Source organism: Pseudomonas sp. C9 (genome assembly GCF_002000165.1).
Taxonomy (GTDB): Bacteria; Pseudomonadota; Gammaproteobacteria; order Pseudomonadales; family Pseudomonadaceae; genus Aquipseudomonas.
Genome location: NZ_MPAK01000001.1, coordinates 2,152,116 through 2,165,460, shown reverse-complemented (window position 1 = coordinate 2,165,460; position 13,345 = coordinate 2,152,116). Strand labels below are relative to the sequence as shown.

General features: G+C 58.6%; 12 protein-coding genes and 1 pseudogene. 10 read left to right on the top strand and 3 right to left on the bottom strand.

Annotation, left to right across the window (positions count from 1 at the left end):
- Positions 1-606: 606 nt before the first annotated feature.
- The 3 genes and pseudogenes from BMS17_RS30905 to BMS17_RS10255 all read left to right on the top strand — a co-directional run bounded on the left by BMS17_RS30905 (position 607) and on the right by BMS17_RS10255 (position 1,823).
- Positions 607-858: a transposase gene (locus tag BMS17_RS30905; RefSeq protein ID WP_077430881.1), complete on the top strand. Its 252-nt coding sequence runs from the start codon at positions 607-609 to the stop codon at positions 856-858.
- Positions 780-971: pseudogene (locus tag BMS17_RS10260) on the top strand (integrase core domain-containing protein); the annotation flags it as partial. The gene BMS17_RS30905 and the pseudogene BMS17_RS10260, both read left to right, overlap by 79 nt.
- A gap of 483 nt (positions 972-1,454) precedes the next feature.
- Entirely contained in the window at positions 1,455-1,823 is a 369-nt protein-coding gene (locus BMS17_RS10255) for a DUF6124 family protein (RefSeq protein ID WP_077430879.1), read from the top strand.
- Positions 1,824-1,930: 107 nt separating this feature from the next.
- Here the strand turns inward: BMS17_RS10255 and BMS17_RS10250 are convergent, their stop codons facing one another.
- Positions 1,931-2,647, bottom strand: coding sequence for an SIMPL domain-containing protein (locus BMS17_RS10250; RefSeq protein ID WP_077430878.1), 717 nt, complete (start codon positions 2,645-2,647; stop codon positions 1,931-1,933).
- A gap of 242 nt (positions 2,648-2,889) precedes the next feature.
- Here BMS17_RS10250 and BMS17_RS10245 point away from each other — a divergent pair, with 242 nt between their 5' ends.
- The 4 genes from BMS17_RS10245 to BMS17_RS10230 all read left to right on the top strand — a co-directional run bounded on the left by BMS17_RS10245 (position 2,890) and on the right by BMS17_RS10230 (position 7,469).
- Positions 2,890-4,152 carry an ATP-binding protein gene (locus BMS17_RS10245; RefSeq protein ID WP_046026853.1) on the top strand — a complete coding sequence of 421 codons (1,263 nt, stop codon included), beginning with the start codon at positions 2,890-2,892 and terminating at the stop codon, positions 4,150-4,152.
- A complete protein-coding gene (locus tag BMS17_RS10240) occupies positions 4,145-4,705 on the top strand; it encodes a response regulator transcription factor (RefSeq protein ID WP_046026852.1) in 561 nt (186 codons plus the stop codon). The genes BMS17_RS10245 and BMS17_RS10240 overlap by 8 nt, the downstream gene beginning before the upstream one ends.
- A 98-nt stretch (positions 4,706-4,803) precedes the next feature.
- The gene (locus BMS17_RS10235) at positions 4,804-6,531 is read left to right on the top strand and encodes an ABC transporter ATP-binding protein/permease (protein WP_046026851.1); all 1,728 of its coding nucleotides are present in this window, start codon (positions 4,804-4,806) and stop codon (positions 6,529-6,531) included.
- A 188-nt stretch (positions 6,532-6,719) separates the two neighbouring features.
- Positions 6,720-7,469, top strand: a complete 750-nt coding sequence (locus BMS17_RS10230; RefSeq protein WP_175648959.1) for a FadR/GntR family transcriptional regulator — start codon at positions 6,720-6,722, stop codon at positions 7,467-7,469.
- Between the two features lie 156 nt (positions 7,470-7,625).
- Here BMS17_RS10230 and BMS17_RS10225 read toward each other — a convergent pair whose 3' ends face one another.
- Complete coding sequence (locus BMS17_RS10225; protein WP_046026850.1) at positions 7,626-7,817, bottom strand: hypothetical protein; 192 nt, start codon at positions 7,815-7,817, stop codon at positions 7,626-7,628.
- Between the two features lie 14 nt (positions 7,818-7,831).
- The gene (locus tag BMS17_RS10220; RefSeq protein ID WP_046026849.1) at positions 7,832-9,133 is read right to left on the bottom strand and encodes a hypothetical protein; all 1,302 of its coding nucleotides are present in this window, start codon (positions 9,131-9,133) and stop codon (positions 7,832-7,834) included.
- 241 nt (positions 9,134-9,374) lie between these two features.
- Here BMS17_RS10220 and kdgD point away from each other — a divergent pair, with 241 nt between their 5' ends.
- The 3 genes from kdgD (at position 9,375) to BMS17_RS10205 (ending at position 13,345) form a co-directional block, all read left to right on the top strand.
- A complete protein-coding gene (kdgD, locus tag BMS17_RS10215) occupies positions 9,375-10,286 on the top strand; it encodes a 5-dehydro-4-deoxyglucarate dehydratase (protein WP_046026848.1) in 912 nt (303 codons plus the stop codon).
- 61 nt (positions 10,287-10,347) lie between these two features.
- Entirely contained in the window at positions 10,348-11,793 is a 1,446-nt protein-coding gene (locus BMS17_RS10210) for an aldehyde dehydrogenase family protein (RefSeq protein ID WP_046026847.1), read from the top strand.
- A 172-nt stretch (positions 11,794-11,965) separates the two neighbouring features.
- Positions 11,966-13,345 (top strand): MFS transporter, encoded by a 1,380-nt coding sequence (locus BMS17_RS10205; protein WP_046026846.1) that lies wholly within the window; start codon positions 11,966-11,968, stop codon positions 13,343-13,345.

Sequence of the window (13,345 nt, the reverse complement as noted above, 5' to 3'; positions counted from 1 at the left end):
TTGTTTAACGGGTTTGTTGGGGGTGTGGGGGCAGTTTGACCGGTCGCTGTTTTTGGGTGGACAGTTCTTGGGTCGTGGGCTATTTGCTTGGCGGTGGTACTGGGTGCAACCGTTGGTTCTTTTGGTGGCGCCGCTTGGTCGTGGCGGCCTTTGGGCCGACCATGTTTTTGTGGGTTGTGTGTATATCCGTTGCTGCGGTAACGGCCACTTATGGTTTCGCCCTGACGGTCGACTCCCTTTGGCAAACGCCCCAAAGGAAGCAAAGGTCTCGCCCCGAGCGTCCGGCCCCTCGCTAAGGCTCGGCGTTCCTTCGCTCCGGTATCCCTCCGGGGACACTGCCCTCCGGTCGGCTTCGCTTCGACCTACATGCAGCGTGTTCGACTGCGTCGAACGGCGCTGCGCGCCACTCCCCGGATGAACACCTCCACTCAGCCTCCCGAAGGGGCGGGTGGATCAAGATCAAGAGCTGAAGGCGAGCTAACGCTCGGCCTGATGAGTGGTGAGAAGCGGCCGGTGTACTCATTCCCTGTAGGAGCATGGCTGAACTGGCCTAATAATTTCGGACACCTCTTAAGGGCGATATGATTTCGCCAACTTGGAGGCTCCATGAACGAAAGAAAGGTCTATACGCGCGAGTTCAAGCTTCATGCTGCCAGCATGGTGCTTGATGATAACTGCCCGGTTTCAGATGTTTGTGCATCGCTGGATATCGGGCCCACCGCTTTACGGCGCTGGGTCGATCAGGTTCGTAAGGAACGTGAAGGGCAGCCAGCGGGCAGTGCTGGGATAATGCGCCGACAGAACGCTTTTTCGGCACGCTCAAGTCAGAGTGGGTGCCTCGTGGCGGTTACAGCCTGATCGAGGAAGCCAAAACCGATATCGTGCGCTTCTTCATGTACTACAACCGCACCAGACTCCATAGCTATAACGACTACCTGTCGCCAATAGCCATGGAGCAAAAAGCGGCATAAACACCGTAATCGGTGTCCGAGATTACTTGACCAGTTCAGGCTTGCCAGCGATGGCGGCCTGACAGCCGACCGATCTCTAACAGGTGTGCATCAATTGATCGTTCCCACGCTCCGCGTGGGAATGCCGCCGGGGACGCTCCGCGTTCCATCTTTGTGTTGAATGATGTGTAAAAAACGCAGTGCTTTCCCACGCATTTTTCAGGTTGCCGGGTAGGAAGAGGGCCTTCTAATCTTTGGCTGTCGCTGCGATTTCAGCGACCGGGCGTGGAAACCTGGATCTCTTAGTAGCCGCATAGCTGGACCATCGTAATCGTTGCCGATGACTTCTTTCGTCTGCAAACTGCGTTATGGCGGCTGTGCGTGGGCAGACTTCGGTCTGGCCGGGTCCTACTAACCGGTATTTCCACCCTGCGTACAGCGGCCACCTATTTGTCGTGTGGAAATGGCAATGGATGGCTCCCATCAGTAAGTAGGAGTTTTCCCATGGATAAGTTAGTACCCGATCCACCCCTCGATACCACCGCACCCGATGCCGAGACTTTGCGCACCGAGTCGCTAATCAAAGACCGCGAAGCCATAAAACGCGCTCTCGACTACTACCTCGACCCTCCATCCCAATACACCGAAAAACCCCGCCGCCCCAGCACGATGTACATGATCGCCCCGAACATGGACACCGAAAGCCTGCTGGCACAAGCCTGTGAGTCATTGGCTTCTGCCAGCGTCATGACCAGTGATTTCGCTACGAACCTGATCGGCCCGCAGCGTAATACGGCAATGGCGATTCAGCAGATCATCATGCTGGCGGAGTTGGCGGTGAATCGGGCGTTGGATAACGTTGATCCGGCATAAAACGCGAGAGCCGTGGATCAGTCGGCACAACATCTGACTGGTTCGCGACGGGCAATAAAAAACGGCGATCACTGGGTGATCGCCGTTTATATGTACGAGCTATTAAATCAAGGCATCAACACTTCAATCGACCCATCCGCCGTCATGCTGACCTGGCTGGTGCCGGCTTCCACATCCGGGGTCACCGGCGCCGAATCCATTGCGGCAGCTTTCATCATCATCGGCCCGCGCATGTAGGGTTGTGGATAACCGTTGCTGTTCAGGTTCAGGTTAACGATTTTGTAGCTCTTGCCGCCCAGTGCATCGGTCGCCAGTTGCGCGCGGGCCTTGAAGGCCGTCACGGCATCTTTGAGCAGCGCGTCTTCACTGGCCTTGCGGGTTGGCGTGGCGATGGCGAAGTCCATGCCGCCCATTTTCAGGTCGGTCAGCAGTTCGCCGGTCAATTTCGACAGGGCGGCAAAGTCGGAGCTTTCCAGGCGCAGTTCGGCGCGTTCGCGCCAGCCGGTGATTTTCTGGCCCTTGGTGTCGTAGATCGGGTAGCTGTTGCGGCTGCCCTGGCGCAAGGTGATGTCTTTGACTTGTTTGGCCTGGGCCAGCGCTTTGTTCATGGTGGTGCTGACGTCGGCGGCGAGTTTGGCCGGGTCGGTGTTTTGTTCTTCGGTGTAGAGGGTCACGATCATCAGGTCGCGAGCCACTTCCTGGCTGACTTCAGCGCGCAGGGAGATCTGGTTGTAGTGCAGCTCGTCGGCGGCCAGGGTCGGGAGGCTGGCGAGGGTGCCAATGCTCAGGGCGAGAAGGGCGGCGCTGCGGCGAAATGTGTACATGAAAACTCCTTGGGCGGTGCGCAGGTGTCAGGTCCAAGCCTGCGTGAAACCATCAGACTCTAGCTTTAATGATCCGGTTCGCCCAGTTACAACTTCTATACAGATCAACGCGATCGCCTGTAGCTGCTACAAGGGTTTGTGTTGGCCATTGCCATGTGGCGGTTTGCCGCACTTTTGCCTGCCAGCCCCCGCGCTTGGTTATACTCCGTGCGATCCGCCTGGAGCGCTCATCAGGAGAGCTCATGCTCGCCCCCGTTCAAATCACTTCTGCTACTCGCCAGAACCTCTGGCGGCTGACGTTCATCCGCACATTGGTGCTCGCCGCTCAGGCCGGTTCCGTGGGGTTGGCCTACTGGCTGGACCTGCTGCCGCTGCCGTGGGTGCAACTGGCAATGACCCTCGCCTGCTCGACGCTGCTGTGCGTATTCACGGCGGTTCGCCTGCGCACGTCGTGGCCGGTGACGGAGCTGGAATACGCGCTGCAGCTGGCCTGCGACCTGTTTATCCACAGCGCCCTGTTGTATTTCTCCGGTGGCTCGACCAACCCGTTCGTCTCTTATTACCTGGTGCCGCTGACCATTGCCGCTGTGACCTTGCCATGGCGTTATTCGGTGATCCTGTCCGGTATCGCATTGACGATGTACACCTTGCTGCTCGCGCGTTTCTATCCGTTGCAAACCTTCCCGATTGCCCGGGAAAACCTGCAGGTCTACGGCATGTGGCTGAGCTTCGCGCTGGCTGCGGCGGTGATTACCTTTTTCGCTGCGCGCATGGCCGAAGAGTTGCGCCGTCAGGAAGAGCTGCGTGCCATTCGTCGCGAAGAAGGCCTGCGTGACCAGCAGCTGCTGGCCGTAGCGACGCAAGCGGCCGGTGCGGCTCACGAATTGGGCACGCCGCTGGCGACCATGAGCGTGTTGCTCAAAGAGATGCAACAGGATCATCCAGACCCGATGTTGCAGGATGATCTGAAGGTGCTGCAGGATCAGGTCAAGGCCTGCAAAGAAACCTTGCAGCAACTGGTGCGTGCCGCCGAAGCCAATCGCCGCTTGGCGGTGGAGATGCAGGACGTCACCGACTGGCTCGATGAAGCGCTGAACCGCTGGCACCTGATGCGCCCGGAAGCCAGTTACCGGTTCCAGCGCCTGGGGCAGGGCACCGTGCCGCGCATGGCGCCGCCACCGGACCTGACCCAGGCGTTGCTGAATTTGCTGAACAACGCCGCCGATGCTTGCCCCGAAGGGCTGCAAGTGACGCTGGACTGGGATTTTGAAAACCTGACCATCAGCATTCGTGACCACGGCGCCGGTGTGCCGCTGGCCATCGCCGAGCAGATCGGCAAACCGTTTTTTACCACCAAGGGCAAAGGTTTCGGCCTGGGCCTGTTTTTGAGCAAGGCCAGCGTGACACGCGCCGGCGGCTCAGTGAAACTCTACAGTCATGAGGAAGGCGGCACGCTCACCGAGCTGCGCCTGCCCCGTGTCGCCCGAGGAGACGAACATGAGTGACGATATCCAAGTTGAAGGCGAAGAACTGCCGCATTTGCTGTTGGTCGACGACGATGCCACCTTCACCCGCGTGATGGCACGCGCCATGGCCCGCCGCGGTTTTCGCGTCAGCACTGCAGGCTCTGCCGAAGAAGGCCTGACCATCGCTCAGGCCGATTTGCCGGATTACGCCGCGCTGGACTTGAAAATGGACGGCGACTCGGGTTTGGTCTTGCTGCCCAAACTGCTTGAGCTGGACCCGGAAATGCGCGTGGTGATCCTCACCGGTTATTCGAGCATTGCCACCGCCGTCGAGGCGATCAAGCGCGGCGCCTGCAATTACCTGTGCAAACCGGCCGACGCCGACGACGTGCTGGCTGCGCTGCTGTCCGAGCACGCTGACCTCGATTCCCTGGTGCCGGAAAACCCGATGTCGGTGGACCGTTTGCAGTGGGAACACATCCAGCGCGTACTGACCGAGCACGAAGGCAATATCTCTGCCACCGCTCGCGCCCTGGGCATGCACCGCCGCACCTTGCAGCGCAAACTACAGAAGCGCCCCGTGCGTCGCTGAACGGACGCTGAACGATCATCGTCAGAGTCCTCGCGATAACCCGAGCCGATCTACTATGATCGGTTCGTGCGTGTTCTTTTCTCTATCGAGCCTTATTCATGAATCAGAACGCTGAATATTCCGCGGTCAACGATGCCGTGCGCGGGCAGTTTTTCCGCAAAGTCTGGGCGATTATCACGCCCTATTGGCAAAGTGAAGAGAAGACCAAGGCCTGGACGCTGTTGATTGCAGTGATTGCGCTGTCGCTGATCAGCGTGGGAATCTCGGTGTGGTTCAACACCTGGTACAAGGACTTCTACAACGCCTTGCAAAAGAAAGATGAAGCCGCGTTCTGGCAGCTGATTCTGTATTTCTGCGTGATTGCCGCCGTGGCGATTGTCGGTGCGGTGTACCGGCTTTATCTGACACAGATGCTGACCATCCGCTGGCGAGCCTGGCTGACGGAGAAGCACTTTGCCCGTTGGCTCGGCAACAAAAACTACTACCAGCTGGAGCAGGGCGGTTACACCGATAACCCGGACCAGCGGATTTCCGAAGACCTTAACAACTTCACCTCCAACACCCTTGAGCTGGGTATCGGGCTGCTGCGCAATATCGTCAGCCTGGTGTCGTTCTCGATCATTCTGTGGGGCGTGTCGGGCAGTATTGAAGTCTTCGGTATCACTATTCCCGGCTACATGTTCTGGTGCGTACTGGTTTACGCAGTGGTAGGCAGCTGGTTGACGCATTTGATCGGTCGCCGCTTGATCGGTCTGAACAACCAACAACAACGCTTCGAAGCCGACCTGCGTTTCTCCATGGTACGGATTCGCGAGAATGCCGAAAGCATTGCGTTATATAACGGAGAGCCGAACGAAAATCGTCGGTTGAGCGGCCGCTTCGGAATGGTCTGGCATAACTTCTGGGACATCATGAAAGTGTCCAAACGCCTGACATTCTTTACCGCCGGTTACAGCCAGGCGGCCATCATTTTCCCGTTCATTGTTGCCTCGCCGCGTTACCTCTCCGGCAAGATCGAACTCGGTGAACTGATGCAAATCAGCTCGGCATTCGGCAATGTGCAGGAAAGCTTCAGCTGGTTTATCAGTGCGTATCAGAACCTCGCCTCATGGCGTGCCACCTGTGACCGTCTGCTCAGCTTCCGTCAGGCCATGACCGACAATGAAGAGCGCCAACAGGCCATCGACGTGCAGAATCAGGGCACGGAACTGAAGATCCACAACCTGGGCCTCGATCTGGCGGACGGTCGTCACTTGCTGACCAACGCCGATATGGCGGTGGAAGAGGGCGAGCGTGTCATGCTCAGCGGGCGTTCCGGTAGCGGCAAGTCGACCTTGTTGCGAGCCATGGGGCACTTGTGGCCGCGCGGCCACGGCAGCATTCGCCTGCCATCGGCGCGCTACCTGTTCCTGCCGCAAAAGCCTTATCTGCCGATTGGCAGCCTGCGCGAAGTGCTGAGTTATCCACAGCCTGGCGATACCTATACGCAAGAACGCTACGTTCACGTGCTGGAAACCTGCCGATTGCCGCATCTTGTTGGACGTCTGGATGAAGCCAACCACTGGCAGCGCATGCTCTCGCCGGGTGAGCAACAACGTTTGGCATTTGCCCGCGCGCTGCTGTACGCACCGCAATGGCTGTACATGGACGAAGCGACGTCGGCGATGGACGAAGAGGATGAGGCTTCGTTGTATCAAGCGCTGATCGATGAGTTGCCGGGGCTGAGCATTATCAGCGTCGGGCATCGCAGCAGCCTGAAGCGTTTCCATCCACGGCATGTTCGCATCGAGAACGGCCATTTGGTGGACCAGACAGTAACCGCATAAGCACCACAAATCCCTGTGGGAGCGAGCTTGCTCGCGATGACGGCCTGACATCCAACATCAAAGGTGTCTGACACTCCGCTATCGCGAGCAAGCTCGCTCCCACATGGATAGTGGATGCTGACGGTGATCGTACAACCGCGTTGAGCTATGATGCGGTTTCAGCCGAATTTTCGAGACAGATGTTCACCATGGAAAACCCGATTGACGCACCCCGCCTCCCTCGCAAGCGCCGCAGCCTCGCACAGGAATTGGTGACGGTGCTGTCCGAGCAGATCCGCGACGGTCTTCTCAAGCGCGGCGACAAATTGCCCACTGAGTCGGCGATCATGGACGCCCATGGCGTCAGCCGCACCGTGGTGCGCGAAGCGATTTCCCGCTTGCAGGCGGCCGGGCAGGTGGAAACCCGCCATGGCATCGGCACCTTCGTGCTCGATACGCCGAGCCCGAGCGGCTTCCGTATCGACCCGGCGACGGTGGTGACCCTGCGTGACGTGTTGGCGATTCTGGAATTGCGCATCAGCCTCGAAGTCGAATCCGCCGGCCTCGCCGCGCAACGCCGCAGCCCTGAGCAGTTGGGTCTGATGAGAGCCGCACTGGACGCCCTGAACGAAAGCGCTTCCCACGCCAGCGATGCGGTCGCCTCGGATTTCCAGTTCCACCTGCAAATTGCCCTGGCAACCGGAAACCGCTACTTCACCGACATCATGACCCACCTGGGCACCAGCATCATTCCGCGCACGCGGCTGAACTCGGCGCGCCTGGCCCATGACGACCAGCAGCACTACATGAATCGCCTGAGTCGTGAGCACGAAGAGATTTACGACGCCATCGCTCGCCAGGATTCCGATGCGGCGCGAGCGGCGATGCGTTTGCACTTGACCAATAGCCGTGAGCGGCTGCGTCATGCGCATGAAGAGGCTGAGGCGCAGCGGGGTTAATTTTCTGGTTCGGAGTTTTCTGCTGTCTGCTGGAATGCCATCGCGAGCAAGCTCGGCTCCCACAGTGTCTTGTGTGCGTTCACACGGTTGTGAGCGACACAAAACCTGTGGGAGCCGAGCTTGCTCGCGATTGGGCCAGTAGTCCTGATGAAAAAATCAGCCAGTACGCAGGATTGACCGATCCACCCTCACCGCCAACTCCAAAGCCCCAGCCTTGGCATCGAACGCCACAACCCCACGCTCATCCACCACCGCCCGCGCAATCACCCACCCCTTGGACAACAACTCCAGCGGCGCACCCTTCAGCGATTGGCCAGAAGCCAGTTCCAGTTCCAATTTGATAGTCATCTTCGATCTCCTTATCAGACGTTGCCTTTAGGGTTGTAGTCCTTGAGTAGCAAATACGTGCTCCACCCCCACCAGTCGTCGACAGTGGCGGTGTCGTTCAGGTTGTTGACGTCCTTGCGTCGCAGCACTTTGCTGCCCTCGACCCTGAACAGCGGCGAGAAATTACCCGCTGGGTTCAGCACGGCTTGCAGGTCCGGCAGCTTTTTCAAGGCGCTGAAGTTGCTCGGCGATGGAGCGACTCCGCTGAGGTACGTCGCGAAGATCTCATCCGCAGACAGTTGAACCGCTTGATTGACCTGCACGCGGTTGGCGCTGTCGATCGCGTCAAAGTAGCGTTTGTCGCCATAGGCCCGCCATTGGTCGCCATTGCCGTTGCGCACATTGAGGCCGAATTTGCTGTCTTCATCGTGCATGAAACGGGTGATCAACGAGCCCAGGTCGCTGGGTGTGACCACCGCTGCCAATTGCTTGCGCGGTACGCGCAAGTGGCCGGCGGAAAACAGGTCGGTCAGGTAATGATCAGCAAAGGCATTCATCGCGTAGGCGATTTCCAGCTGTTTTTCGTCGCCACTGCTTCTCGCCAGAACCGCTTGCTGCACCGCCGCCGTATGCCCGGCGATGTAGGCCGCCAGCGCCCCTTCGACAAAATGGTCGGTGTTGTTGGCGGCCAATTTCAGATAGCGCCCCAACGGGAACAGGGCCGAGACAAAACTGCCGCCGCCGGTGATCTTGTTCCACTCTTCCGACAACGTATCTCCCAAGGCGTCATAAACCTCGTGAGGTTGTTTGCCTTCCCGGATCGCCTGATTAACGGCGGCGATTTCCTTCTGCATCACGGCGAGGATCTGCTTGGCCTCGGCATTGGCGGTCGGCAGCACAGCGAGTGAATTGAAGGCATTGGCAAAGCGCTGGATACGCTTCGCAGGCGTGGCGCCTTCGCTGACGGGCTGATCGGGAATGCCATAGAAATCACCCCCCAACGCAACCACCTGGCCATAGGTCAGCGCCAGGCCATTGGGCAGGTGCAATTCAACTTGGGCCGCTGGAATGGCCGGGGCATCCTTGGCGAAACGCAGCAGCGTGGTGTCGCCGATGGCGGTGTGTTCACCCCCCTCGAAACGTAGCTGTGGCTTGCCTTTCAGAGCACTCGCGGAGGTTGAGGCAGGCGGTTGAGGAGCCGCGATGTGTTGCTCGGCAAGGTGCAGCACTACGTGTTCGTTGGCGCTGACGGTAATGCCGCGTTCAGTAAAAAGATCATCCAGATTGGCAATGACCTGTTTCGGTGTTTCCTGAGGTGTTGTGTGTAGACCTGACATTTCTATCTCCTTGATATGTCGTAGGCAGATTTCAAAATAACTGTATGCATATACAGTTAAATCGATCTTAGCCGAGAAATTTCCTACGTCAAGGAAGGAGCCTCTCCTACATAAAAATGCAGCCGGCGATGAAATGCAGTTGACGGTTGTTATTTAAGTTGTACGATGACCTACAACTTCGGCGCAGGCTGAACGGTTTTCTCACACACACATATACGTTGCTACCCAGGGTGTTCGAATAATGAATCCACAAGAACTGAAGTCCATCCTCTCTTCCGGTCTGCTGTCTTTCCCGGTTACCGATTTCAATGCTCAGGGCGATTTCCATCGCGCGGGCTACATCAAGCGTCTCGAATGGCTGGCCCCATACGGCGCCACGGCGTTGTTCGCCGCAGGCGGTACCGGTGAGTTCTTCTCTCTGGCGGCCAGCGAATATTCGGAAATCATCAAGACGGCCGTCGACACCTGCGAAACCAGCGTGCCGATCCTGGCCGGTGTGGGCGGTTCGACCCGTCAAGCCATCGAATACGCACAGGAAGCCGAGCGTCTGGGCGCCAAAGGCTTGTTGCTGCTGCCGCACTACCTGACCGAAGCCAGCCAGGACGGCGTTGCCGCCCACGTTGAGGCCGTGTGCAAATCGGTAAAAATCGGCGTGGTGGTTTACAACCGTAACGTCTGCCGCCTGACCGCGCCGCTGCTGGAACGTCTGGCCGAGCGCTGCCCGAACCTGATCGGCTACAAGGATGGCCTGGGCGATATCGAGCTGATGGTGTCGATCCGTCGCCGTCTCGGTGACCGTTTCAGCTACCTGGGCGGCTTGCCGACCGCTGAAGTCTACGCCGCTGCCTACAAGGCGTTGGGCGTGCCGGTTTACTCCTCGGCGGTGTTCAACTTCATCCCGAAAACCGCGATGGACTTCTACCACGCGATCGCTCGTGAAGATCACGCCACCGTCGGCAAGATCATCGACGACTTCTTCCTGCCGTACCTGGACATCCGTAACCGCAAGGCCGGTTATGCCGTGAGCATCGTCAAGGCCGGGGCAAAAATTGCCGGCTATGACGCAGGTCCTGTGCGTGCACCGCTGACCGATCTGACCCGCGAAGAGTACGAAATGCTCGCCGCACTGATCGACAAGCAGGGCGCGCAGTAACACTTTCGATTAAGCAAGGCCGCTGACTCGTCAGCGGCCTTTTGCGTGAGGAGAACATCTCGTGGCAGATGCAAAGCGTTTTGATAACTACATCAATGGTGAGTGGGTAGCGGGCAGTGAGTACTGCGCCAATATCAACCCGTCTGAACTGACCGACACCATTGGCAATTACGCCAAGGCCGATCTGGCTCAGGTTCACGCCGCGATCGACGCCGCTCGCGCTGCGTTCCCGGCCTGGTCCGTTTCGGGCATCCAGGCACGTCACGATTCGCTGGATAAAGTAGGTACTGAAATCCTCGCCCGTCGTGAAGAACTCGGCAACTTGCTGGCTCGGGAGGAGGGCAAGACCCTGCCTGAAGCCATTGGTGAAGTGACCCGCGCCGGTAATATTTTCAAGTTTTTCGCCGGTGAATGCCTGCGTCTGTCCGGCGACTACCTGCCGTCGGTACGCCCGGGTGTGAACGTTGAAGTGACCCGCGAAGCGCTCGGCGTGGTTGGCCTGATCACGCCGTGGAACTTCCCGATCGCTATCCCGGCATGGAAAATCGCCCCGGCCCTGGCCTACGGCAACTGCGTGGTGCTCAAGCCGGCCGATCTGGTGCCGGGTTGCGCCTGGGCCCTGGCCGAAATCATCTCCCGCGCAGGCTTCCCGGCCGGTGTGTTCAACCTGGTGATGGGCAGTGGTCGTGTGGTTGGCGATGCGATGGTGCAGAGCCCGAAAGTCGACGGCATCAGCTTCACCGGTTCCGTCGGTGTCGGTCGTCAGATCGCGATCAGCTGTGTGTCGCGTCAGGCCAAGGTTCAGCTGGAAATGGGTGGCAAGAACCCGCAGATCATTCTCGACGACGCCGACCTCAAGCAAGCGGTCGAGCTGTCGGTGCAGAGCGCGTTCTACTCCACCGGCCAGCGTTGCACTGCTTCGAGCCGTTTCATCGTCACCGCCGGCATCCACGACAAGTTCGTCGAAGCCGTGGCCGAGCGCATGAAGTCGATCAAGGTCGGCCACGCGTTGAAAGCCGGCACCGACATTGGCCCGGTCGTTTCGCAAGCGCAGCTTGAACAGGACATGAAGTACATCGACATCGGCCAGTCCGAAGGTGCGCGTCTGGTCAGCGGCGGTGGTCTGGTGACCTGCGACACCGAAGGCTACTTCCTCGCGCCAACCCTGTTTGCCGACAGCGAAGCCGCGATGCGCATCAGCCGCGAAGAGATCTTCGGCCCGGTGGCCAACGTGGTTCGCGTCGCGGATTACGAAGCGGCACTGGCCATGGCCAACGACACCGAGTTCGGTCTGTCGGCGGGCATCGCCACCACGTCGTTGAAGTACGCCAACCACTTCAAGCGCCACTCCCAGGCCGGGATGGTGATGGTCAACCTGCCGACCGCTGGCGTGGATTACCACGTTCCATTCGGTGGGCGTAAAGGTTCATCCTATGGATCTCGCGAGCAAGGTCGCTACGCGCAAGAGTTCTACACGGTCGTGAAGACTAGCTACATCGGCTCCTGACACATCGCGGTATCCCCGGATACCGCACTCCCTGTAGGAGCTGTCGAGTGAAACGAGGCTGCGATCTTTGCTTTTAAAGATCAAAAGATCGCAGCCTCGTTTCGCTCGACAGCTCCTACAGGGATAAACAGTTTCACCCGCGCATAAAAATAATCAGTGGGAGTACATCTACATGCAAGCGACCAAGCCGACTCACGTCCGCTATTTGATTTTGCTCATGCTTTTCCTGGTGACCACGATCAACTATGCCGACCGGGCCACTATCGCCATCGCGGGCTCCAGCCTGCAAAAAGACCTCGGCATTGACGCGGTCACCCTCGGTTATATCTTCTCTGCATTCGGTTGGGCCTACGTGGCCGGGCAAATTCCCGGTGGCTGGTTGCTGGACCGTTTCGGCTCGAAAAAAATCTACGCGCTCAGCATCTTCACCTGGTCGCTGTTCACCGTGTTGCAGGGCTATGTCGGTGAGTTCGGCATGTCCACGGCGGTGGTTGCGCTGTTCATGCTGCGCTTCCTGGTGGGCCTGGCCGAAGCGCCATCCTTCCCGGGTAACGCACGCATTGTCGCGGCCTGGTTCCCGACCGCTGAACGTGGCACGGCTTCGGCGATCTTCAACTCGGCGCAATACTTTGCCACCGTGTTGTTTGCTCCGCTGATGGGCTGGATCGTCTTCACGTTTGGCTGGCAGCACGTGTTTGTGGTGATGGGCAGCATCGGCATCGTGTTCTCGCTGATCTGGCTGAAAGTCATCCACAGCCCGCGCCAGCACCCGATGATCAATGACGCCGAGTTCAAGCACATTGCTGACAATGGCGGCATGGTCGACATGGACCAGGACAAAACCAAAGGCCAGGAAGCCGGCAAGCGTGTTGAAGGCCCGAAATGGGATTACGTGCGTCAGTTGCTGACCAACCGCATGATGCTCGGCGTGTATTTGAGCCAGTACTGCATCAACGCCATCACCTACTTCTTCCTGACCTGGTTTCCGGTGTACCTGGTGCAGGAACGCGGCATGACCATCCTCAAGGCTGGTTTCATTGCCTCGTTGCCGGCCATTTGCGGTTTTATCGGTGGTGTGTTGGGCGGTGTGATTTCCGACTACCTGCTGCGCAAAGGCCACTCACTGACCTTCGCCCGCAAGGCGCCGATCATCGCAGGTCTGCTGGTGTCTAGCAGCATCGTGGCTTGCAACTATGTCGACATCGAATGGATGGTCGTGGGCTTCATGGCGCTGGCATTCTTCGGCAAAGGCGTGGGCGCACTGGGCTGGGCGGTGGTGTCCGACACTTCGCCAAAACAGATCGCCGGTTTGAGTGGCGGCCTGTTCAACATGTTCGGCAACATCGCGTCGATCACCACCCCAATCGTGATCGGCTACATCATCAGCTCCACCGGCTCGTTCAAATGGGCGTTGGTGTTTGTCGGTTGCAACGCACTGGTTGCGGTGTTCAGCTACCTGGTGATCGTGGGTCCGATCAAGCGTGTGGTGCTCAAAGAGCCGCCAGTCAGCGGTCCTGAAACAAATAACAAATTGTCACAAGCGCATTCCTGA

What these genes read in the sequence shown, in the direction of transcription:
- BMS17_RS30905 (WP_077430881.1), top strand. Translation starts at nt 607, where the DNA reads ATGAACGAAAGAAAGGTCTATACGCGCGAGTTCAAGCTTCATGCTGCC.
- BMS17_RS10255 (WP_077430879.1), top strand. Translation starts at nt 1,455, where the DNA reads ATGGATAAGTTAGTACCCGATCCACCCCTCGATACCACCGCACCCGAT.
- BMS17_RS10250 (WP_077430878.1), bottom strand. Translation starts at nt 2,647, where the DNA reads ATGTACACATTTCGCCGCAGCGCCGCCCTTCTCGCCCTGAGCATTGGC.
- BMS17_RS10245 (WP_046026853.1), top strand. Translation starts at nt 2,890, where the DNA reads ATGCTCGCCCCCGTTCAAATCACTTCTGCTACTCGCCAGAACCTCTGG.
- BMS17_RS10240 (WP_046026852.1), top strand. Translation starts at nt 4,145, where the DNA reads ATGAGTGACGATATCCAAGTTGAAGGCGAAGAACTGCCGCATTTGCTG.
- BMS17_RS10235 (WP_046026851.1), top strand. Translation starts at nt 4,804, where the DNA reads ATGAATCAGAACGCTGAATATTCCGCGGTCAACGATGCCGTGCGCGGG.
- BMS17_RS10230 (WP_175648959.1), top strand. Translation starts at nt 6,720, where the DNA reads ATGGAAAACCCGATTGACGCACCCCGCCTCCCTCGCAAGCGCCGCAGC.
- BMS17_RS10225 (WP_046026850.1), bottom strand. Translation starts at nt 7,817, where the DNA reads ATGACTATCAAATTGGAACTGGAACTGGCTTCTGGCCAATCGCTGAAG.
- BMS17_RS10220 (WP_046026849.1), bottom strand. Translation starts at nt 9,133, where the DNA reads ATGTCAGGTCTACACACAACACCTCAGGAAACACCGAAACAGGTCATT.
- kdgD (WP_046026848.1), top strand. Translation starts at nt 9,375, where the DNA reads ATGAATCCACAAGAACTGAAGTCCATCCTCTCTTCCGGTCTGCTGTCT.
- BMS17_RS10205 (WP_046026846.1), top strand. Translation starts at nt 11,966, where the DNA reads ATGCAAGCGACCAAGCCGACTCACGTCCGCTATTTGATTTTGCTCATG.